The sequence below is a fragment of the Streptomyces sp. NPDC019937 genome (assembly GCF_040631655.1).
Lineage (GTDB): Bacteria > Actinomycetota > Actinomycetes > Streptomycetales > Streptomycetaceae > Streptomyces.
The window spans coordinates 132,754-153,828 of sequence record NZ_JBEYAL010000018.1 but is presented as its reverse complement, the minus strand read 5'-3'; the positions used below and the strand labels follow the sequence as shown (position 1 = coordinate 153,828).

At 73.1% G+C, this 21,075-nt stretch carries 17 protein-coding genes and 1 pseudogene; 13 read left to right on the top strand and 5 right to left on the bottom strand.

All coding sequences use genetic code 11. From position 1 onward, the window contains the following. Positions 1-33 precede the first annotated feature (33 nt). From ABZ562_RS20150 to ABZ562_RS20140, 3 genes and pseudogenes are all read left to right on the top strand, one after another. Positions 34-888 carry a ComEA family DNA-binding protein gene (locus ABZ562_RS20150; RefSeq protein WP_361481217.1) on the top strand — a complete coding sequence of 285 codons (855 nt, stop codon included), beginning with the start codon at positions 34-36 and terminating at the stop codon, positions 886-888. Then, positions 885-3,356 (top strand): annotated as a pseudogene (locus tag ABZ562_RS20145) (ComEC/Rec2 family competence protein); the annotation flags it as partial. The gene ABZ562_RS20150 and the pseudogene ABZ562_RS20145, both read left to right, overlap by 4 nt. A gap of 104 nt (positions 3,357-3,460) precedes the next feature. Beyond that, on the top strand, positions 3,461-4,129 hold the full coding sequence (locus tag ABZ562_RS20140) for an O-methyltransferase (RefSeq protein ID WP_361481214.1): 669 nt from the start codon (positions 3,461-3,463) through the stop codon (positions 4,127-4,129). Positions 4,130-4,167: 38 nt separating this feature from the next. On the opposite strand, the gene ABZ562_RS20135 is transcribed toward ABZ562_RS20140, so the two are convergent. Continuing rightward, a complete protein-coding gene (locus tag ABZ562_RS20135) occupies positions 4,168-4,425 on the bottom strand; it encodes a hypothetical protein (RefSeq protein ID WP_361481258.1) in 258 nt (85 codons plus the stop codon). A 143-nt stretch (positions 4,426-4,568) separates the two neighbouring features. Between ABZ562_RS20135 and holA the strand changes: the two genes are divergently transcribed. After that, positions 4,569-5,558: a DNA polymerase III subunit delta gene (gene holA / locus ABZ562_RS20130; protein WP_361481211.1), complete on the top strand. Its 990-nt coding sequence runs from the start codon at positions 4,569-4,571 to the stop codon at positions 5,556-5,558. A 25-nt stretch (positions 5,559-5,583) separates the two neighbouring features. Here holA and ABZ562_RS20125 read toward each other — a convergent pair whose 3' ends face one another. Further along, positions 5,584-6,498, bottom strand: coding sequence for a hypothetical protein (locus ABZ562_RS20125; protein WP_361481208.1), 915 nt, complete (start codon positions 6,496-6,498; stop codon positions 5,584-5,586). A 217-nt stretch (positions 6,499-6,715) separates the two neighbouring features. Beyond that, positions 6,716-6,982: a 30S ribosomal protein S20 gene (gene rpsT, locus ABZ562_RS20120; protein ID WP_361481205.1), complete on the bottom strand. Its 267-nt coding sequence runs from the start codon at positions 6,980-6,982 to the stop codon at positions 6,716-6,718. A gap of 194 nt (positions 6,983-7,176) precedes the next feature. Between rpsT and lepA the strand changes: the two genes are divergently transcribed. The 4 genes from lepA to hemW all read left to right on the top strand — a co-directional run bounded on the left by lepA (position 7,177) and on the right by hemW (position 14,556). Next, positions 7,177-9,057, top strand: a complete 1,881-nt coding sequence (gene lepA / locus ABZ562_RS20115) for a translation elongation factor 4 (protein ID WP_361481202.1) — start codon at positions 7,177-7,179, stop codon at positions 9,055-9,057. Between the two features lie 206 nt (positions 9,058-9,263). Next, entirely contained in the window at positions 9,264-11,153 is a 1,890-nt protein-coding gene (locus ABZ562_RS20110; protein WP_361481199.1) for a long-chain fatty acid--CoA ligase, read from the top strand. Positions 11,154-11,331: 178 nt separating this feature from the next. Next, a complete protein-coding gene (locus ABZ562_RS20105; protein WP_361481196.1) occupies positions 11,332-13,278 on the top strand; it encodes an ATP-binding SpoIIE family protein phosphatase in 1,947 nt (648 codons plus the stop codon). A 45-nt stretch (positions 13,279-13,323) separates the two neighbouring features. Continuing rightward, on the top strand, positions 13,324-14,556 hold the full coding sequence (hemW, locus tag ABZ562_RS20100) for a radical SAM family heme chaperone HemW (protein ID WP_361481193.1): 1,233 nt from the start codon (positions 13,324-13,326) through the stop codon (positions 14,554-14,556). Positions 14,557-14,576: 20 nt separating this feature from the next. Here hemW and ABZ562_RS20095 read toward each other — a convergent pair whose 3' ends face one another. Both ABZ562_RS20095 and ABZ562_RS20090 read right to left on the bottom strand, forming a co-directional pair. Beyond that, positions 14,577-15,398, bottom strand: a complete 822-nt coding sequence (locus tag ABZ562_RS20095) for a DUF3097 domain-containing protein (RefSeq protein WP_361481190.1) — start codon at positions 15,396-15,398, stop codon at positions 14,577-14,579. 23 nt (positions 15,399-15,421) lie between these two features. Then, complete coding sequence (locus ABZ562_RS20090; RefSeq protein WP_361481187.1) at positions 15,422-16,144, bottom strand: MBL fold metallo-hydrolase; 723 nt, start codon at positions 16,142-16,144, stop codon at positions 15,422-15,424. A 176-nt stretch (positions 16,145-16,320) separates the two neighbouring features. Here ABZ562_RS20090 and hrcA point away from each other — a divergent pair, with 176 nt between their 5' ends. The 5 genes from hrcA to ABZ562_RS20065 all read left to right on the top strand — a co-directional run bounded on the left by hrcA (position 16,321) and on the right by ABZ562_RS20065 (position 21,069). Beyond that, positions 16,321-17,337 (top strand): heat-inducible transcriptional repressor HrcA, encoded by a 1,017-nt coding sequence (hrcA, locus tag ABZ562_RS20085; protein WP_361481184.1) that lies wholly within the window; start codon positions 16,321-16,323, stop codon positions 17,335-17,337. After that, positions 17,338-18,468, top strand: coding sequence for a molecular chaperone DnaJ (gene dnaJ, locus ABZ562_RS20080; RefSeq protein ID WP_361481181.1), 1,131 nt, complete (start codon positions 17,338-17,340; stop codon positions 18,466-18,468). Between the two features lie 177 nt (positions 18,469-18,645). Beyond that, a complete protein-coding gene (locus ABZ562_RS20075; RefSeq protein ID WP_361481178.1) occupies positions 18,646-19,734 on the top strand; it encodes a nitronate monooxygenase in 1,089 nt (362 codons plus the stop codon). Next, the gene (locus ABZ562_RS20070; RefSeq protein WP_361481175.1) at positions 19,731-20,474 is read left to right on the top strand and encodes a 16S rRNA (uracil(1498)-N(3))-methyltransferase; all 744 of its coding nucleotides are present in this window, start codon (positions 19,731-19,733) and stop codon (positions 20,472-20,474) included. The genes ABZ562_RS20075 and ABZ562_RS20070 overlap by 4 nt, the downstream gene beginning before the upstream one ends. A gap of 61 nt (positions 20,475-20,535) precedes the next feature. Next, positions 20,536-21,069, top strand: a complete 534-nt coding sequence (locus ABZ562_RS20065; protein ID WP_361481172.1) for a hypothetical protein — start codon at positions 20,536-20,538, stop codon at positions 21,067-21,069. Positions 21,070-21,075 lie beyond the last annotated feature (6 nt).

Sequence of the window (21,075 nt, the reverse complement as noted above, 5' to 3'; positions counted from 1 at the left end):
GCGGCGGCTGTGACTGTGGCTGCGGCTCCGGCTGTGGCCAAGCACGAGACGACGGTGGACGAGGCCATGGACGAGGAGGCGACCGCGGACGGAGGGGGCGCGGAGGAGAAGACCGCCACCGGCGGCGGCCAGGCGCTCCGCCGCCGCGACCGGATGCTGCCGGCGTTGCGTGAACGCCTTCCGCTGTGGCTCCAACTGCGCTGCGGCATGGAGTTGCGGACCGTCGCCGCGCTGGCGGTCGCCCTCGTCGCCGCGCTGGCCTTCGCGGTCCACCACTTCTGGAGCGGCCGCCCCCAGACCGTGCGGGCGCCCGAACCCGAACCGGCGCGTGCGGCGGCCCCCCACTCCGGTCCGATGTCCGGTCCGATGTCCGGACCGACGACCGGGGCGCGTCCGGCCGCCGGTGCGTCCGGCCGCTCGGTCGTGGTCGATGTGACGGGCAAGGTCCGCCGCCCGGGGCTGCGTCACCTGCCGCCCGGGGCGAGGGTCGCCGACGCGATCGAGGCGGCGGGCGGGGCGCGGCCGGGCGCGGACACGAGCGGACTGAACCGGGCCCGGCCCTTGGTGGACGGGGAGCAGATCGTGGTCGGCGCCCCGGCGCATCAGGCCCCCGCGGGACCCGCCCCCGCCGGTCCGGCCGCCGCACCCGCCCCCGGATCCGGCCCCGGCCCCGGGGCACCGGGCGCTCCGGGCGGCGGCGTGCTCAGCCTCAACTCGGCGACCGCGGAACAGCTCGACACCCTGCCGGGGGTCGGCCCGGTCCTGGCCCGGCACATCCTCGACTACCGCACCCAGCACGGCGGTTTCCGCTCCATCGACGAACTCCGCGAGGTCAACGGCATCGGCGACCGCCGGTTCGCCGATCTCCGCCCGCTGGTTCAGCCATGACGCCCGTACGGACGGCGCGTCCCCGCGCCCCGGTGCACGCGGCCGCCGCCTCACCGCGCGGGGCGTCCGACCCCCGCCAGGAGGGCCCGGCGGACCTCCGCCTGGTGCCACCCGCGCTGGCCGCCTGGGCCGCGGCGGCGATCGCTCTGGGCACACCGGGCCGCACGGTGGCCGTGGTCTGCGCGGGAGCCTGCCTGGCGGCGGCCGTCCTGCTGTTCGTGACCCGCCGGCGCCGGGCGGCCATGGGGCGGGACCGGAGGCGGACGGCGGGGGCCGTGGCCGCGGTCCTGCTGTGCGGGGCCACGGCGGGAGCGGTCGCCGCGCTGCACGCGGCGGATGTGCGGCGGGGCCCGGTCCCGGCGCTGGCCGGGGAGTTCGCCGAGGCGACCGTCGAGGTGACGGTCACGGGGGACCCGAGGCTCAGCCGCCCCCGGGTGCGCGGGGCCGCGCTCGCGCCCGTGTCGGTGGTGGTCGAGGCGGAGGCCACCGGGATCACCGGGCCTGACGGCACGACGACGGACACCTGGGCCCCGGTGCTGGTGACGGTCCGTCCGGAGGCCCGCCAGCGGGCGGTGTGGCTGCGGCTGCTGCCGTCCACGCGGCTGCGGGTGCACGGCCGTCTGGCGCCGCCGCTGCGCGACGGGAACCGTATCGCAGCGGTGGTGCGCGGCGGTGGCGGGCCACCGCGCGTCATCGGGGCGCCCAGCTCCCTCCAGCGGCTGGCGGGCCGGTTGCGCGCCGGGCTCCGCACGGCGACCGACGGGTTGTCCCCGGACGCGCGGGCGCTGCTTCCGGGGCTGGTCGTGGGGGACACCTCACGGGTTCCGCCGGACCTCGACGAGGCGTTCCGGGCCACGGACATGACGCATCTGCTGGCCGTCTCCGGCAGCAACCTCACCCTGCTGCTGGCTCTGCTGACCGGCCCTCCGCACCTCGCCGCGCGCGCCGAGCGGCGCGGGCTGGCCGCGGCGCTCGGTATGCGGCTGCGCACGACGGCCCTGCTCGGCGGCGGGCTCACGCTCGCCTTCGTGATCGTCTGCCGACCCGACCCCAGCGTGCTGCGGGCGGCGGTCTGCGGGCTGATCACGCTGCTGGCCATCGGCACCGGCCGCCGCCGCTCCCTGCTCCCGGCCCTGGCCGCCGCGGCCCTCGCGCTGCTGCTGTACGACCCGTGGCTGGCCCGGAGCTATGGGTTCCTGCTCTCCGTCCTGGCCACCGGCGCGCTGCTCACCTTCGCACCGGGGTGGAGCGCCGCCCTGCGGCGCCGTGGGGTGCCGCCCCGTCCGGCGGAGATGCTGGCGGCCGCCGCGGCGGCGCAGGCGGTGTGCGCCCCGGTGGTGGTGATGATGGCCGCGCGGGTCAGCCTGGTGGCGATCCCCTGCAATCTGCTCGCCGAGCCGGCGGTGGGACCCTCCATGGTCCTCGGCTCCGCAGCGCTCGCGGTGGCCCCGCTCGCGCTTCCGGTCGCCCGGTGGATCGCCTGGCCCGCGGGCTGGCCTGCCGAATGGATCGCCGGGGTGGCCCGGACCGGAGCGGGGCTTCCCGGCGCGGAGGCGGGCTGGCCGGGTGGCTGGCCCGGTGGGCTGCTGCTGGCGGCGGTCACTCTGGCCGCCGTCCTCCTGGGGCGCCGTCTGCTGCGGCACCGGTGGCTGTGGGCGGTCTGTGCGCTGCTCCTGCTGCTCGCGGTGGTCCGCCCGGCGCCGCTGACCCGGGTCATCACCGGCTGGCCCCCGCCCGGCTGGCGGATGGTGGCCTGCGACGTGGGCCAGGGAGACGCCCTGGTCCTGGCCGCCGGGCCCGGCACGGCCGTCGTCGTGGACGCCGGGCCCGAGCCACGGGCCGTGGACCGCTGTCTGCGGACGCTGGGTGTGGTCCGCATCCCGCTGCTCGTCCTGACCCACTTCCACGCCGACCATGTGGCCGGGCTGCCCGGGGTGCTGCGCGGCCGCTCCGTGGGGGCGATCGAGACGACCGGCCTGGCGGAGCCACCCGGCCAGGCCGCGGCCGTGCGGCGCGGGGCCGCGGCGGCACGGGTGCCCATGGTGACGGCCCGGCCCGGGGAGCGGCGCCGGTTGGGCCCGCTGTCCTGGGAGGTGCTGTGGCCCGGGCCCGGCGCCCCGGCCGCCACCCCGGCCGAGGAGGGGCCGAACGATGCGAGTGTGACCCTTCTGGTCCGTACGGCGGGGCTGACCCTGCTGCTCCTCGGCGACCTGGAACCGCCCGCCCAGCAGGCCCTGCTGACGGCACATCCGGCCCTGCCCCCGGTGGATGTGCTCAAGGTCGCGCACCATGGTTCGGCCTACCAGGACCCGCGGCTGATCCAGCGGCTGCGCCCGCGTCTCGCCCTCATCTCCTGCGGCGCGGACAACCCGTACGGGCATCCGTCACCCCGCACCGTCGCGGTCCTGAGGGCCCGGGGCACCGCCGTGCTGCGGACCGACCGGGACGGGCCGATCGCGGTGACCGGCCCGCGGCTGCGGGCGGCGGTCGGTGGGAAAAGGAGACGCCCGGTTCGCAGGGTGGCAGTAGGTTCCAGGAGCGGACTCGGTCGGTTCCGAAGGGAAGCTCACTCATGTCGCTCGCACAGTGGACCAAGGTCGATGACTACTTCAACGGCCTTCTGGCGCCGTCGGATCCGGCCCTGGACGCCGCCTTGGAGCACAGCGCGGCCGCCGGGCTGCCGCCGCATCAGGTGGCGCCCAATCAGGGGAAGCTGCTGCATCTGCTGGCCCGGATCCAGGGGGCGCGCACCGTCCTGGAGATCGGCACCCTGGGCGGGTACAGCACGATCTGGCTGGCCCGGGCGCTGCCCGAGGGCGGGCGGCTGGTCTCGCTGGAGGCCGACCCCCGGTGTGCGGAGGTGGCGCGGGCCAATGTGGAGCGGGCGGGTCTGGGCGGCGTCGTCGAGATCCGCACCGGCAGGGCGCTGGAGTCGCTGCCCCGGCTGGCCGAGGAGGGGCACGACCCGTTCGACGTGGTCTTCATCGACGCCGACAAGCCCGGCAACCCCGACTACCTGGCCTGGGCGCTGCGGCTCACCCGGCCCGGCAGCCTCATCATCGGGGACAACGTGGTGCGGGACGGGGAGGTGGCCGACCCCGCCAGCACGGACCCCCGCGTCCAGGGCGTACGGCGCTTCACGGAGCTGATCGCGCGGGAGCCGCGGCTGACGGCGACGGCGGTGCAGACGGTCGGCGAGAAGGGGTACGACGGCTTCGCGCTGGCGCTGGTCACCGGGTAGCGGTTGAGGGGGGCGGGCGGTTGCGGCCACGGCCGGCTTCAGTCGGCCTCCAGCCAGCCCTCGTACTCCTCGGCGAAGGCGTCCAGCGCGGCCCCGTCCAGCCGCGCGGCCGGATCCTCCACGACCACCAGCCACTGGGCGTCCTCGGCGTCGTCCTCACCTGCCAGGGCGTCCCGCACCAGCTGGGGCTCCTCCGCGACACCGAAGCGCCCGGGCAGCGCCTCGGCCACTTCCTCCGCCGCGTCGCGGTCGGGCAGCACCAGCACATGGCGTACGCCGTTCGGTCCTCCATCCATCACCGGAACATTGTCGGCCATACGCGAGACCGGGCCGTCGGGGGCCCGGACCGTCGGGGGCCCGGACCGTCGAGGGACCGGACCGTCGGGGACCGGGCCTCGGGAGACCGGGCTGTCGGTGGTCCGTGGGATGCTGGACCGCGATGGCCAGGAAGACGACGACCGACGATCCCCTCGCCCCGGTGACCCTTGCCGTGGGCCAGGAGGACCTGCTGCTCGACCGCGCCGTGCAGCAGGTCGTGGCGGCCGCGCGCGCGGCCGACCCCGACACCGATGTGCGCGACCTCACGCCCGACGCGCTGCAGCCCGGCACCCTCGCCGAGCTGACCAGCCCCTCGCTCTTCGCGGAGCGCAAGGTCGTGGTGGTGCGCAGCGCCCAGGATCTGTCGGCCGACACGATCAAGGACGTGAAGGGCTATCTCGGTGCCCCCGCCGAGGAGATCACCCTGGTCCTGCTGCACGCCGGTCAGGCCAAGGGCAAGGGGCTGCTGGACGCCGCCCGCAAGGCCGGGGCGCGCGAGGTGGCGTGCCCGAAGATGACCAAGCCCGCCGACCGGCTGGCGTTCGTCCGGTCGGAGTTCCGCACCAGCGGCCGGTCCGCCACGCCGGAGGCCTGCCAGGCCCTGGTGGACGCCATCGGAAGCGATCTGCGCGAGCTGGCCAGCGCGGTGTCCCAGCTCACCGCCGATGTCGAGGGCACGATCGACGAGGCCGTCGTCGGCCGCTACTACACGGGCCGCGCCGAGGCGTCCAGCTTCACCGTCGCCGACCGCGCCGTCGAGGGGCGGGCGGCCGAGGCGCTGGAGGCGCTGCGCTGGGCCATGGCCACCGGCGTGGCTCCGGTGCTGATCACCAGCGCCCTGGCCCAGGGCGTCCGCGCCATCGGCAAGCTCGCCTCCGCCCCGCGCGGAGCCCGCCCCGGTGATCTGGCCCGTGAGCTGGGCATGCCGCCCTGGAAGATCGACCGGGTGCGGCAGCAGATGCGCGGCTGGTCCGCGGACGGGGTGTCGATCGCGCTGCGCGCGGTCGCCGAGGCCGACGCGGGCGTCAAGGGCGGCGGCGACGATCCGGAATACGCCCTGGAGAAGGCCGTCGTCACCATTGCCCGTGCCGCCCGTGCGGGTCGTTCCTAGCGTTTCCGGCCGGCGGACCCCGGCCCTACTCCTTCAGCTTCGCCAGGGTCGCCCGGGCGCTCTTCTCCAGCATCTCGGTGGCCTCCGACGACGACATGGCGTCGGCGCTCGATGAGCTGGAGACGTACTCCGACCACGTCGACTGGTAGGTCGTCCAGCCCTCCCGCACGCCGAGGATCACATACGCCCCGGTGTCACTGCTGCTGGTGCTCTGCTGGGTGACGACGTACGCCTCGTCGCCGAGGCCGTCCACCTCGCTCACCCTGTAGGTGTAGCTGGAGGTCTTCTGGTCCTCGTACTGCCGGTACTGGGCCTCGAACTCGGGCTCCGGGTCGGACTTGCGGTGCAGACCGGCCGTCGTGGAGAGCCACGCCGAGGAGTAGTCGCCGCTGGACGCGTCGCTCGGCTCGAAGTCGATCTGGCAGGTCATCGAGTCCAGCGCCGGGTCCCGGGTGGAGCTGTGCCGCGGATTCGTCGATCCGCTGGAGTCCTTCTGCTCGTACCCGGCGTCCTCGATGGCCTTGAGATCGGTCGAGGAGCACAGATTGCTCGTGTAGCCGTAGCCCGCGAGGTCGGCCTTCGGCTCGCCGCCGAACCCTCCGGTCGCGAACACCACGCCCGCCCAGACCGCCGAGGCGGCCACGGCCCCGCCGAGCGCCCACAGCCAGCCCTTTCCGCCCCCGCCCCCGCCCCCATTCCCGTTTCCGCCACCGCCGCCGGGCGGTATCGGGGCGGGCGCGGCGTACGCCCCGTACCCGCCGCCCACCTGCACGCCCGGCATGGTCGGCTGCGCGTACGCCGGGGCGTGCGGCGGAGGCTGCGGCGGCTGCCCGTAGGAGCCGGACGACGGCTGGGGCTGAGGGTTCTGCTGTGACGGGAGCGGCGGCTGAGATGGCTGCGGCGGCCCGTACGGATTGGGTGTCTCCCCCGGTATCGACATGACGTGAACATACCCGAAGAAACACCGAAATCCCCCCGCCGCACAGGGGGATCCGGATACAGCAATGCCCCCGGAGTGGGCCCGGGGGCATTGAACGTAGCGTGGCGTACTACGAAGGCTGTCCGTGATCCGAGGTAGAGGGCTCGGATGTTCCCCACGGTGGGGTGGGGGCGACGGAGCGCCCCGGTGGGTCACCCGTACGGGCGGCCCGGAAGCGTCAGCCCTTGAGGGCGGAGAGCTGCTGCGCGAGCGCCGACTTCTTGTTGGCGGCGTTGTTCTTGTGGAGCACGCCCTTGCTGACGGCCTTGTCGAGCTTGCGCGCGGCGGTCCGGGCGGCAGCGGTGGCCTTCTCGGCGTCACCGGCGGCCACGGCCTCGCGGGTCCGGCGGATGGCGGTCTTCAGCTCGGACTTGACGGCCTTGTTGCGCAGGCGCGCCTTCTCGTTCGTCTTGTTCCGCTTGATCTGGGACTTGATGTTCGCCACGTAAAGAGCCTTCGCAGGTTCGTCGGTTTTCGCTGTCTGTCGTGCGTTCGTGCCCCGCGCGAGAGGAGCGCGTAAGACACAGTCCGCCAGATTACCAGCAGCGCTGGTGGCCTCCCAAACCCGGAAGCGGTCGCCGTTCATGGGACCATGGAGAAACTGAGAACACCGAGTCCCGCCTAGACACAGGACGCTGCGTGCCCGCGACCCCTACCAATGTGCCGGAGCCGAGCCGTACCGACCCGGCTCTGATCCGTAACTTCTGCATCATCGCGCACATCGACCACGGCAAGTCGACGCTTGCCGACCGCATGCTTCAGCTGACCGGTGTGGTCGAGCAGCGACAGATGCGCGCGCAGTACCTCGACCGCATGGACATCGAGCGCGAGCGCGGCATCACGATCAAGTCCCAGGCGGTCCGGCTGCCCTGGGCGCTGACCGAGGAGCAGGGGAAGCCGGAGCCGGTCACCCATGTGCTCAACATGATCGACACCCCTGGCCACGTGGACTTCACCTATGAGGTCTCGCGGTCGCTGGCGGCCTGTGAGGGCTGCATCCTGCTGGTCGACGCGGCCCAGGGCATCGAGGCCCAGACCCTCGCCAACCTCTACCTGGCGATGGAGCACGACCTCACGATCATCCCGGTCCTCAACAAGATCGACCTCCCGGCCGCCCAGCCCGAGAAGTACGCCGCCGAGCTGGCGCACCTGATCGGCTGCGACACCTCCGACGTGCTCAAGGTCTCCGCCAAGACCGGCGAGGGCGTGGACGAGCTGCTGGACACGGTGGTGCGGCTGGTCCCGCCGCCGGTCGGGGTCAAGGACGCGCCCGCCCGCGCGATGATCTTCGACTCCGTCTATGACGCGTACCGCGGTGTCGTGACGTACGTGAAGGTCGTGGACGGCACGCTCAGCAAGCGTGAGCGCATCAGGATGATGTCCACCGGCGCCGCCCACGAGCTGCTGGAGATCGGCACCAACTCACCCGAGATGACGGTCTGCGACGGGCTGTCGGTGGGCGAGGTGGGCTATCTGATCACCGGTGTGAAGGACGTCCGCCAGTCCAAGGTCGGCGATACGATCACCCAGTTCACCAAGGGCGCCGAGGAGGCGCTGGGCGGCTACAAGGACCCCAAGCCGATGGTGTTCTCGGGCCTGTATCCGCTGGACGGCTCGGACTACCCGGTGCTGCGCGAGGCCCTGGACAAGCTCCAGCTCAACGACGCCGCGCTGGTCTACGAGCCGGAGACCTCCGCCGCCCTCGGCTTCGGCTTCCGGGTCGGCTTCCTCGGGCTGCTGCACCTGGAGGTCATCCGTGAGCGCCTGGAGCGCGAGTTCAACCTCGACCTGATCGCCACCGCGCCCAACGTGATCTACCGGGTGGACATGGAGGACGGCGCCGTGCACACGGTGACCAACCCCAGCGAGTTCCCCGTGGGCAAGGTCGACAAGGTGCACGAGCCGGTCGTGCGGGGCACGATCCTCGCCCCCAGCGAGTTCATCGGCGCGATCATGGAGCTGTGCCAGAACCGCCGGGGCGTGCTGCTCGGCATGGACTACCTCTCCGAGGACCGCGTCGAGATCCGCTACACGCTCCCGCTCGCCGAGGTCGTCTTCGACTTCTTCGACCAGCTGAAGTCCAAGACCCGCGGCTACGCCTCGCTGGACTACGAGCCCACCGGCGAGCAGGCCTCCGACCTGGTCAAGGTCGACATCCTGCTGCACGGCGACAAGGTCGACGCCTTCTCCGCGATCACCCACAAGGACAAGGCGTACGCGTACGGCGTGCGGCTGGTCGCCAAGCTGCGCGAGCTGATCCCGCGGCAGAGCTTCGAGGTGCCGATCCAGGCCGCCATCGGCTCCCGGGTCATCGCCCGCGAGACCGTCCGGGCCATCCGCAAGGACGTCCTCGCCAAGTGCTACGGCGGTGACATCTCCCGTAAGCGGAAGCTGCTGGAGAAGCAGAAGGAGGGCAAGAAGCGGATGAAGATGGTCGGCAGCGTGGAGGTGCCGCAGGAGGCCTTCATCGCCGTGCTGTCCTCCGACGAGGGCGGCGGCGACAGCAAGGGGAAGAAGTAGGAGTGAGCGGCGGGCCCGGTGCGCAGGAGGCGCCGGGCCCGTAGTCGTGTGACGCTCGATTCCGAACGCTCGATTCTGAACGCGCCCCTCATTTGAACTACGTGGCCCGGAACCCCTTACGCAGTACGGTTTCGGCCCTTACGCTGATCGCCACGCGAAGGTTACTCGCGAGTCACCAAGCACTGAGGCGGGCCCCGGAGGATGCCGTGACCGACACCCAGAATCTGCTCCAGAACCGGCCGCCGTCCCTGGCGACGCACTTCCTCCAGCGCGTCGAGGCGACACCGGACCGGGAGGCGTACCGCTATCCCGTGCCACCCGCCTCCGGCCGGGGACCCGACGAGTGGCGCCCGCTGACCTGGCGCGAGAGCGCGGACCGGGTCTTCGCCATCGCCGCCGGGCTGATCGCCCTCGGCATCCGCCCCGAGGAGCGGGTTGCGCTCGCCTCCTCGACCCGCGTCGAATGGATCCTCGGCGATCTCGGCGTGCTGTGCGCGGGCGCGGCGACCACCACGGTCTACCCGAGCACCAACGCCGAGGAGACCGCCTTCATCCTCGCCGACTCCGGCAGCCGGGTCCTGATCGCCGAGAACGCCGCCCAGCTCGCCAAGGTCCGCGAGAAGCGCGACGAGCTGCCCGATCTCGCCCATGTGGTGGTGATCGAGGCCGAGGACGCGACACCCGCCGGGGACGACCCGGAGGGGTGGGTGCTGTCCCTGGCCGAGCTGGAGAAGCGCGGTGCGGCGCATCTGGACGAGCAGCCCGACGCCGTACGGGAGCGGACCGACGCGCTGCGCGCCGATCAGCTGGCGACGCTCATCTACACCTCCGGTACGACCGGCCGCCCCAAGGGCGTACGGCTGGCGCATGACTCCTGGTCCTACATGGCCATCGCGATCGGTACCCAGGAGGGCCTGCTCTACCCCGACGACATGCAGTACCTGTGGCTGCCGCTCGCGCATGTCTTCGGCAAGGTGCTGACGGCGGGGCAGATCTACGTCGGGCACACCACCGCGGTGGACGGCCGGGTCGACAAGATCATCGAGAATCTGCCGGTGGTCCGGCCCACCTACATGTGCGCGGTGCCGCGGATCTTCGAGAAGGTCTACAACGGGGTGGCGCAGAAGGCCCGCGAGGGCGGCGCCGCCAAGTACAAGATCTTCCAGTGGGCGGCCGGGGTCGCCCGCGAGTACGCCAAGATCTCCCAGGACAACTTCCGCCGCACCGGCACCCCGTCCGTGCCGTTCGGCCTCAAGGCCCAGCACGCCGCCGCCGACAAGCTCGTCTACGCCAAGCTGCGCGAGGCGTTCGGCGGGCGGCTGCGCGCCGCGGTGTCCGGGTCGGCCGCGCTGGCCCCCGACATCGGCTACTTCTTCGCGGGCGCCGGGATCAACATCCTGGAGGGGTACGGGCTCACCGAGTCCAGCGCCGCCAGCTTCCTCAACCCGCCGGACTACCGCACCGGTACGGTCGGCAAGGCGTTCCCGGGCACGGAGGTGCGGTTCGCCGACGACGGCGAGGTGCTGCTGCGCGGCCCCGGCGTCATGCAGGGCTACCACGGGCTGCCCGAGCTGACCGCGCAGGCGCTGGAGTCCGACGGCTGGTTCCACACCGGCGACATCGGCGAGCTGTCGCCCGACGGCTATCTGCGGATCACCGACCGCAAGAAGGACCTGATCAAGACCTCGGGCGGGAAGTACGTCGCCCCGGCGGAGGTCGAGGGCCAGTTCAAGGCCGTGTGCCCGTTCGTCTCCAACATCCTGGTGCACGGCTCCGACCGCAACTACTGCACCGCGCTGATCGCCCTCGACGAACCGACCATCATGGGCTGGGCGGAGGAGAACGGTCTGGCGGGGAAGTCCTACGCCGAGGTCGTGGACACCGAGGCGGTGCGGGAGTTGATCGACGGCTATGTGCGGCGGCTCAACGAGGGACTGCAACGGTGGCAGACGATCAAGAAGTTCCGGCTGCTGCCGCGTGATCTGGACGTGGAGCACGGCGAGCTGACGCCCAGTCTGAAGATGAAGCGTCCGGTGGTGGAACGGGAGTACAAGGCCCTGATCGAGGACATGTACGCCGGTACGCGCGAGGCCTGACGGACGTCCCCGACGGCAGCCTCCGACGGAGGTCCCACCCCGGGTCCGGCCCGGGAGTCCCTTACCGGAACAGGCCCGGCGTACGCACGATTTTTCCCCTCAACACAGTTAACTTGCGTGACTCGGTGCATATAAGTGCGGTCCGTCTGTCACTCTGTCCGTGCCGGATACGGCGCATATGACGGAGCTTCTCAGGAGCCGCACAGTGGGGACGTCATCTTCCACCCCGTCTGCATCCGCAGGCGGGGTGGCTCTGCCGGTCGGGGGATTCGGCCCCGTCCGTACCAGCGCCTCGGCCCGAGCGAGCCTGCCCGGCAGTCCGCTCGCGGCCTCCGCGGCACGCCGGTTCGTGCGTGCCGCGCTCGCCGAGTGGATCGCGCTCGACGTACCGGCCGCGGACCGGATCACCGACCGGGTCGCGGACGAGGCCGTCCTGCTGGTGAGCGAACTGGTCACCAACGCCGTGGTGCACGCAGGCACCGCGGTCGAGGTGTGCTGCGCGCTCGACGTGTCGAGCCACGAGGGCGAACCGCCCTCCCTCATCGTGGAGGTGACCGACCACCACCCCACCCGGGTGCTGCGCGGCGATCCGCCGCCCGACGGGGACGGCGCGGAGTGCGCCGGCGGCCACGGGCTGCGGCTGGTGGCCGAGATCGCCGAAGCGTGGGGGACGACGTACCGGCGGGCCAGCAAGACCGTGTGGTTCCAGGTGTCGGTCTCGGCCGCCGCCGAGCCGCCGGTGCCCGAGGAGCCCGCGGCCGGGGACCTCGCGCCCCAGTGGGCCTCGCGCGGGACCGAGATCGTCGCCCCCGCGCCCCGCCGGACGCCCGCCCGCCGCGCCGATCCCGAGTGGACCCGGCACGGGGCGCTGTCCTTCCTCGCCGAGGCGTCCGACCTGCTCGCCGGGCAGTTCGACGAGGAGATGGTCACCTCCCTCGCCGGACAGCTGCTGGTGCCCCGGCTCGCCGACTGGTGCGCGATCTGGCTCGACACCGGCAGCGGGCCGCCGCGGCTGGCCCGGGTCTGGCACGCCAGCGAGAGCCGCATGGAGGGGCTGCGGCAGGTGCTGGAGAAGGAACCGCCCCAGCTGCCCGCCACCGCGCGCGGCGGGGCGCTGGACTGGCCGTGGCCCGCCGACCCCGCGGCGTACGGGCCCGGCGGCGCCGCGCTCGCCTGCCGGCTGATCGCGGGCGGGCGCGCGCTGGGCACGCTGCTGCTCGGACGGGCCGGGCTCGTCCGCATGCCGGACGAAGTGGTCGGCCTGATCGAGGACTTCACGCGCCGCGTCGCGCTCGCCCTCGCCTCCGCCCGGCGCTACACCCGCCAGGCCACCATCAGCCGGGTGCTCCAGCGCGGGCTGCTGCCGTCCGGGATCGCCCGGATCCCCGGCGTCGAGTCGGCCGTCGTGTACGAGCCGACCGGCGACATCTCGGCCGGAGGCGACTTCTACGACGTCTTCCCGGCCGGGGACGGGCGCTGGTGCTTCGTGCTCGGCGACGTCTGCGGAAACGGTCCTGAAGCGGCCGTGGTGACCGGCCTGGTGCGGCCCTGGCTGCGGCTGCTGGCCCGCGAGGGCTACGGCGTGGGGGAGGTCCTCGACCGCCTCAACCAGCTGCTGGGCGAGGAGGCCGTCGGCGAGGCCGTCGAGGCGGCCGGTGGCGTCGACCCGGGCGGCGCGGGCCTGCCGCCGGGCGGCGGCTCGGCGCGCTTCCTGTCGGTCCTGTACGGCGAGCTGGTGCCGCTGCGGCAGGGCGGCGAGGCGGTGGTGCGGTGCACGCTGGCGAGCGCGGGCCACCCGCTGCCGCTGCTCCTCCAGCCCGATGGAACGGTACGAACCGTCGCCGTGCCGCAGATACTCCTCGGCGTGGTGGACGAGGCCGCGTACGAGAGTGAAACGTTCGATCTGGCGCCCGGCGAGACGCTGCTGTGCGTGACGGACGGCGTGACCGAGCACCGCTCCGGCAGCCGCCAGTTCGACGACGAGGACGGCCTCGCGGCGGTGCTCGGGGGCTGCGCCGGGATGAGCGCGCGGGAGGTCGCCGAGCGGGTGCGGCGGGCGGTGGACGAGTTCGCGGTGGAGCCGCCGGACGACGACCTGGCGATGCTGGTGCTCAGGGCGCTGTAGGACGCCTGGCGGGGGCGCGCCGCGGCATGGCGGACAATGGGGCGTATGCCTTCCGTACTGCCCGACGGCGACCCCATGCCCCAGGACGGCGCGCTGCCCCCCGGCGCGCTGGCCGGCGCGGCGGCGCGGCCGCTGGGGTTCTATCTGCACGTGCCCTACTGCGCCACCCGCTGCGGGTACTGCGACTTCAACACGTACACCGCCGCCGAGCTGCGCGGTTCCGGCGGGGTGCTCGCCTCCCGGGACACCTACGCCGAGCAGGTCGCGGAGGAGGTGCGGCTCGCGCGGAAGGTGCTGGGGGACGATCCGCGGCCGGTCGAGACCGTGTTCGTCGGCGGGGGCACGCCGACGCTGCTCGCGGCCGAGGACCTCGGGCGGATGCTCGGGGCCATCCGGGACGAGTTCGGCCTCGCGGACGGCGCCGAGATCACCACCGAGGCCAATCCGGAATCGGTCGATCCGCGCTATCTGGAGGCGCTGCGGGAGGCCGGGTTCAACCGGGTGTCCTTCGGGATGCAGAGCGCCCGGCAGCACGTCCTCAAGGTGCTGGACCGCACCCACACCCCCGGGCGCCCCGAGGCCTGCGTCGCGGAGGCCCGGGCCGCCGGGTTCGACCATGTGAACCTGGACCTGATCTACGGAACCCCCGGCGAGAGCGACGACGACTGGCGGGCCTCCCTGGAGGCGGCGCTCGGCGCGGGCCCGGACCATGTGTCGGCGTACGCGCTGATCGTCGAGGAGGGCACCCAGCTGGCGCGCCGGATCCGGCGCGGCGAGGTGCCGATGACCGACGACGACGCGCACGCGGACCGGTATCTGATCGCCGAGGAGACGCTGTCGGCGGCGGGCTTCGCCTGGTACGAGGTCTCCAACTGGGCGACCTCGCCCGAGGGCCGGTGCCGCCACAACGAGCTGTACTGGCGCGGCGCCGACTGGTGGGGCGCCGGACCCGGCGCGCACAGCCACGTCGGCGGGGTGCGGTGGTGGAACGTCAAGCACCCCGGCGCGTACGCCCAGGCGATCGGGGAGGGCCGCTCACCGGGCGCCGGGCGGGAGCTGCTGTCCGGCGAGGAGCGCCGGGTGGAGCGGATCCTGCTGGAGCTGCGGCTGGCCGAGGGGTGCCCGCTGGAGCTGCTGCGCCCGGCCGGCGCGGCGGCCGCGGCGCGGGCGCTGGAGGACGGCCTGCTGGAGCCGGAGCCCTACCGGCGGGGCCGGGCCGTGCTCACGCTCAGGGGCCGCCTGCTGGCCGACGCGGTGGTGCGGGACGTGGTGGACTGAAAGACCCCGTCAGGGCGCGGTCACGGCGCCGTGACGAAGTCGATCAGTTCCTCGACCCTGCCCAGCAGCTCCGGCCGCAGGTCCTTGTAGGAGTGGACCGCGGACAGGATCCGCTGCCACGCCGCGCCCGTGTTCTCCGGCCAGCCCAGCGCCCGGCAGACGCCCGTCTTCCAGTCCTGGCCGCGCGGCACCGACGGCCAGGCCGGAATGCCGAGCGAGGACGGCTTCACGGCCTCCCACACGTCGATGAAGGGGTGCCCGACGACCAGGACGTTCTCGTCGGTGATCTGCTCGGCGATCCGGGACTCCTTGGACCCGGCCACCAGATGGTCCACCAGGACGCCGAGGCGGGCGTCCGGGCCGGGGGAGAAGTCGCGGACGATGGCGGGCAGGTCGTCGACGCCCGCCAGGTACTCCACGACGACGCCCTCGATGCGCAGGTCGTCGCCCCAGACCCGCTCCACCAGCTCAGCGTCGTGGCGGCCCTCCACGTAGATGCGCCCGGCGCGGGCGACCCGTGCGCGGGCGCCCGGGACGGCGACCGAGCCGGAGGCCGTGCGCCGCGGCGCGCCTGGGGCCGTCGCGCGCGGGCGTACGAGGGTGACGACGCGGCCCTCCAGCAGGAAGCCGCGCGGCTCCATGGGGAAGACACGATGCTTGCCGAAGCGGTCCTCCAGGGTGACCGTGGGCCCTTGGGCGGTCTTCTCACAGCGGATCACGGCACCACAGAACCCCGTGGTGACCTCCTCGACCACCAGATCCGGGTCGGCGGGGACCTCGGGGGCGGGCTGCTGCCGCTTCCAGGGCGGGGTCAGATCCGAGTCGTACTGTCGGCTGTGCATCCGGATGACGATAGCGCGGCGCCTCAGCGTGACACGCCGAAGCGCGCGGCCAGTTCGTCGCGTTGGTCACGTACGAACGCCGCGTCCACGACCGACCCGTGGCCGGGGACGTACCGCGCGTCCTCGCCGCCGAGGGCGAGCAGCCGGTCGAGGGCGGCGGGCCAGTGGGAGGGGATCGCGTCGGGCCCGGCCTGCGGCGGGCCCGACTCCTCGACCAGATCGCCGCAGAAGACCACCTCCGGCCGGCCCGGCACCAGAACGGCCAGGTCGTGGGCGGTGTGCCCGGGGCCCACGTTCGCCAGCAGCACGGACCGGCCGCCCAGGTCGAGGCTGACCTCCCCGGAGACCGCGTGATGCGGCGGTACGAGGTGATCGACGGCCTCGGTGGCGGCACCGGGGGCCACCCCGTGCCGTACCGCGTCCTCGCGCAGCACCTCCCGGTCGCGCCGCAGCAGGGCGTCCAGACCGGTGGCCCCGTACCCCTCGCAGCCCGCGAAGGCGGCCGTGCCCAGCACATGGTCGAAATGCGGGTGGGTGAGCGCGATCCGGGTCGGCCGGCGGCCGGTCAGCCGGGTGATCTCGGCGCGCAGCGCCGCGCCCTCGCGCAGCGTCGAGCCGGTGTCCACCACGAGGACGTCCGTACGGCCGACGATCACGCCGACCGTGCAGTCCCAGTCCGGCAGGCGGCGGCGGGCGACATCGGGCGCGAGCTGTTCCCACCCGGCCTCTTCCCAACACGTCTTCATACCGAGACGCTAGCTCCAACAGCGATAGCGTGACGTGTGGCCGGGGCACCGGCGGGGGGCGGCTCTTGCCGTGGCCACCGCACCCCGCCGTACACTGGCTGAGGGGTTCTGGCACTCGTGACCATTGAGTGCCAGACGGACGACCTGATGACACGGCTGGACTGGAGGTGCGCGGGGTGCTCAGCGAACGCAGACTCGAGGTGCTGCGTGCCATTGTCCAGGACTACGTGGGCACCGAGGAGCCGGTGGGCTCCAAGGCGCTCACCGAGCGGCACCGGCTGGGGGTCTCCCCGGCCACGGTGCGCAACGACATGGCCGCGCTGGAGGACGAGGGCTTCATCGCCCAGCCGCACACCAGCGCCGGGCGCATCCCCACGGACAAGGGCTACCGGCTCTTCGTGGACAAGCTGGCCGGAGTGAAGCCGCTGTCCACCCCGGAGCGGCGCGCCATCCAGAACTTCCTGGACGGCGCCGTCGACCTCGACGACGTGGTGGGGCGCACCGTCCGGCTGCTGGCGCAGCTGACCCGGCAGGTCGCGGTGGTGCAGTATCCGTCGCTGACCCGTTCGACGGTGCGGCATGTGGAGCTGCTGCCGCTGGCCACGGCCCGGGTGATGCTGGTGCTGATCACCGACACCGGGCGGGTCGAGCAGCGCGTGGTGGACTGCCCGGCTCCGATCAGCGACGACTCGCTGGCGGACCTGCGGGCCCGGCTCAACAGCCGGGTGGTGGGGCGGCGGTTCGCGGATGTGCCGCAATTGGTGCAGGATCTTCCGGAGTCCTTCGAGCAGGAGGACCGGGGGACGGTCTCGACCGTGCTGGCGACGTTGCTCGAAACGCTTGTCGAGGAGACCGAAGAGCGGCTGATGATCGGCGGCACCGCGAACCTCACGCGTTTCGTGCATGATTTCCCCCTGACGATCCGGCCCGTGCTGGAGGCACTTGAGGAGCAGGTCGTCCTCCTCAAGCTGCTCGGCGAGGCCAAAGACTCGGGTATGACCGTGCGCATCGGGCATGAGAATGCTCACGAGGGGCTGAATTCCACCTCGGTCGTCGCGGTCGGCTACGGTTCGGGCGACGAGGCCGTCGCCAAACTCGGCGTGGTCGGACCGACCCGCATGGACTACCCCGGAACGATGGGAGCGGTACGCGCAGTGGCACGTTACGTCGGACAGATCCTGGCGGAGTCGTAAGTGGCGACGGACTACTACGCAGTCCTGGGCGTGCAGCGCGATGCCTCGCAGGACGAGATCAAGAAGGCATTCCGCCGGCTCGCACGCGAGCTGCACCCGGACGTGAACCCGGATCCGAAGACCCAGGAGCGGTTCAAGGAGATCAACGCCGCTTACGAGGTCTTGTCGGACCCGCAGAAGAAGCAGGTCTACGACCTGGGCGGGGACCCGTCGGGTTCGGCCGGCGGCGGCGCCGGTGGGTTCGGCGCGGGCTTCGGCAACTTCTCCGACATCATGGACGCGTTCTTCGGCACCGCCTCGCAGCGCGGCCCGCGGTCCCGGACCCGGCGCGGCCAGGACGCCATGATCCGCCTCGATGTGGAGCTGAACGAGGCCGCGTTCGGCACCACCAAGGACATCCAGGTCGACACGGCCGTGGTGTGCACGACCTGTAGCGGTGAGGGCGCGGCGCCGGGCACCTCGGCGCAGACCTGCGACATGTGCCGCGGCCGCGGTGAGGTCTCGCAGGTGACGCGGTCCTTCCTCGGCCAGGTCATGACCTCGCGGCCGTGCCCGCAGTGCCAGGGCTTCGGCACCGTGGTGCCGACCCCGTGCCCGGAGTGCGCGGGCGACGGCCGGATCCGTTCGCGGCGCACGCTGACCGTGAAGATCCCGGCCGGTGTGGACAACGGCACCCGCATCCAGCTCGCGGGCGAGGGCGAGGTCGGCCCGGGCGGCGGCCCGGCGGGAGACCTGTACGTGGAGATCCACGAGGTGCCGCACCCGGTCTTCCAGCGGCGCGGCGACGACATGCACTGCACGGTGACGATCCCGATGACCGCGGCGGCCCTCGGCACCAAGGTGCCGCTGGAGACGCTGGACGGCATGGAGGAGATCGACATCCGGCCCGGCACCCAGTCCGGCCAGTCGGTCCCGCTGCACCAGCGCGGCGTCACCCATCTGCGCGGCGGCGGCCGGGGCGATCTGATCGTGCACGTCGAGGTGACGACGCCGACCAAGCTCGACCCGGAGCAGGAGGAGCTGCTGCGGCGGCTGTCCAAGCTGCGCGGTGAGGAGCGGCCGACAGGGGAATTCAAGCCGGGGCAGCAGGGGCTGTTCTCGCGCCTGAAGGACGCGTTCAACGGACGCTAGGCGCCCGGCCGGGGGTCCGGGGGTTGTCCCCCGGGGGATGGAGCCAAGCCGGGGCAGCAGGGGCTGTTCTCGCGCCTGAAGGACGCGTTCAACGGACGCCAGGCGTCGTCGCGCGACGCTTTCGGCGGGCGTTGATCCGGTGACGGATCGCCGCGGGGGACATGGCACCATGTGGCCATGTCCTCCGCGCTGACCGATCTCGCCCGGTACCCGATCGTGCAGGCTCCGATGGCGGGCGGGGCCTCCTGCCCGCAGCTCGCCGCCGCCGTATGCGAGGCCGGAGGCCTCGGCTTCCTCGCCGCCGGTTACAAGACACCGGAGGCGATGCACGAGGAGATCAAGCAGCTGCGCGGGCTGACCGGCCGCCCCTTCGGTGTCAACCTGTTCATGCCGCAGTCGCCCGGCGACGCGGCCGCCGTCGCGGTCTACGCCGACCGCCTCGCGGGCGAGGCGTCCCACTACCGGACCGCGCTCGGCGACCCCGAGTCCGGCTCCGACGACGCGTACGAGGCCAAGCTGGCGATCCTGCTGAACGACCCGGTCCCGGTCGTCTCGTTCACCTTCGGCTGTCCCACCCGCACCGTGCTGGAGGCGTTCGCCCGGGTGGGCACCCGGACCGTCGTCACCGTGACCTCGGCCGTGGAAGCGGAGACCGCCCAGTGGGCGGGCGCCGACGCCGTCTGCGTCCAGGGCGTGGAGGCCGGTGGCCACCAGGGCGGCTTCCGCAACGACCCGGCCGACGACGCCCCCGGAGCCGTGTTCGGACTGCTGTCGCTGGTCGCGCTGGTGCGCGAGACGGTGCGGATCCCGATCATCGCGGCGGGCGGGCTGATGCGCGGTTCGCAGATCGCCGCGGTGCTGGCGGCGGGCGCGGCCGCGGGGCAGTTGGGCACCGCGTTCCTGGTCTGCCCCGAGTCGGGGGCGAACGCGCTGCACAAGGGGGCCATCACCGACCCGCGGTTCGACCGGACCGAGCTGACCCGGGCCTTCTCCGGCCGCCCGGCGCGCGGGCTGGTCAACCGGTTCATCCGCGACCACGGCCCGTACGCCCCGGCCGCCTACCCCCAGCTGCACCACCTCACCTCCGGGCTGCGCAAGGCGGCGGCCCGGGAGGGCGATCAGCAGGCGATGGCGCTGTGGGCCGGGCAGGGGCACCGGCTGGCGCGCGACCTGCCCGCCGCGCGGCTGGTGGAGACCCTGGCCGTCGAACTGGACGCGGCGGGGGCCACGCACGGGCTCCAGGCCCCGCGAGGCGTGGTGTCGTGACCGCGCCGGTGTTCGTGGCCGACTCCCTCGCGGGAGCGGCCACAGGGGCCCGTATCGCGCTCGACGGCCCCGAGGGGCGGCACGCGGTGTCGGTGAAGCGGCTGCGGGCCGGTGAGGCCGTGGTCCTCACGGACGGCGCCGGTACGGGCGTCTCGGGCACCGTGGCGGCCGTCGAGGGCAAGGACCGGCTGCTGGTCGAGGTCGACGGCGTACGCCACGAGGCGGCGCCGAACCCGCGGATCACCGTCGTCCAGGCGCTGCCCAAGGGCGACCGCGGCGAGCTGGCCGTGGAGACCATGACCGAGACGGGCGTCGACGCGATCGTCCCGTGGGCGGCCGCCCGCTGCATCACCCAGTGGAAGGGCGAGCGCGGGCAGAAGGCCCTCGGCAAGTGGCGGTCGACCGCGCGCGAGGCGGGCAAGCAGTCCCGTCGGCTGACCTTCCCGGAGGTCGCGGACGCGATGACGACCAAGGAGGTTGCCCGACTTCTCGCCGATGCCGACCTCGCGGCCGTCCTCCACGAGGAGGGCAGCGACCCCCTGGCCACGGCCCGACTGCCCCACGAGGGCCACATCGTGCTCGTCGTGGGCCCCGAAGGGGGCGTCTCGCCCGAGGAGTTGGCCGCCTTCGCCGCGGCGGGCGCACGTCCGTACCGGCTGGGCCCGAGCGTCCTGCGCACCTCCACGGCCGGAACGGCCGCCGCCGCACTGCTCTTGGGGCGCACCGGCCGCTGGAGCTAGTGCCGCCACGTGGCCGACGATGGTCTTCCGGTTCGCCGCGCGCGATGGGAACCTGTCCCCTATGGGGGTATTGAGTCATCATGTGCGGCGCGGACGGCCGCTGCTGGCGGCCGTGGCCGCGGTGGCCGCGGCCGTCGCGGCCACGGGCTGTGAGCCGAGGGACGGCGGGGTCACCGCGATCGCCGTATCGATCACTACGGACAAGGTCGGCACCTCCGCCCTGGAGCGGGGCGGCGTCGGGGTGCGCTGGCTGACCTGCAACGCGGACCTCAAGACCCGCCCCACCGCCGGGGCCTCGGCCTCCGGCACCGGTGACTCGGGCACCACGGACGCCACCGTGAACTGCCGCGGCAGGACCGAGGACGACAAGGCCATCGGCATCGGCGGCAGGGTCACCTATGTGCGCAAGAACCACTGTGTGCGCGGCGATCTGACCGGCAGGATCGCGGGAGCCAAGGTCTTCGAGGCCAACGTCATCGGCGAGTGCGACGGCGGCGACGACACCGGGAGTCCCACGCCGGCCCGCACCCACCCCGGGGACGGGGCCACGCCCACCCACCCCTGGGACCGGAGGACCACCGCACCCGGTAAATAGGGCCCG

Coding starts and splice junctions, on each gene's coding strand:
- ABZ562_RS20140 (WP_361481214.1), top strand. CDS start 3,461: ATGTCGCTCGCACAGTGGACCAAGGTCGATGACTACTTCAACGGCCTT.
- ABZ562_RS20135 (WP_361481258.1), bottom strand. CDS start 4,425: ATGGATGGAGGACCGAACGGCGTACGCCATGTGCTGGTGCTGCCCGAC.
- holA (WP_361481211.1), top strand. CDS start 4,569: ATGGCCAGGAAGACGACGACCGACGATCCCCTCGCCCCGGTGACCCTT.
- ABZ562_RS20125 (WP_361481208.1), bottom strand. CDS start 6,498: ATGTCGATACCGGGGGAGACACCCAATCCGTACGGGCCGCCGCAGCCA.
- ABZ562_RS20105 (WP_361481196.1), top strand. CDS start 11,332: ATGACGGAGCTTCTCAGGAGCCGCACAGTGGGGACGTCATCTTCCACC.
- hemW (WP_361481193.1), top strand. CDS start 13,324: ATGCCTTCCGTACTGCCCGACGGCGACCCCATGCCCCAGGACGGCGCG.
- ABZ562_RS20095 (WP_361481190.1), bottom strand. CDS start 15,398: ATGCACAGCCGACAGTACGACTCGGATCTGACCCCGCCCTGGAAGCGG.
- ABZ562_RS20090 (WP_361481187.1), bottom strand. CDS start 16,144: ATGAAGACGTGTTGGGAAGAGGCCGGGTGGGAACAGCTCGCGCCCGAT.
- ABZ562_RS20075 (WP_361481178.1), top strand. CDS start 18,646: ATGTCCTCCGCGCTGACCGATCTCGCCCGGTACCCGATCGTGCAGGCT.
- ABZ562_RS20065 (WP_361481172.1), top strand. CDS start 20,536: ATGGGGGTATTGAGTCATCATGTGCGGCGCGGACGGCCGCTGCTGGCG.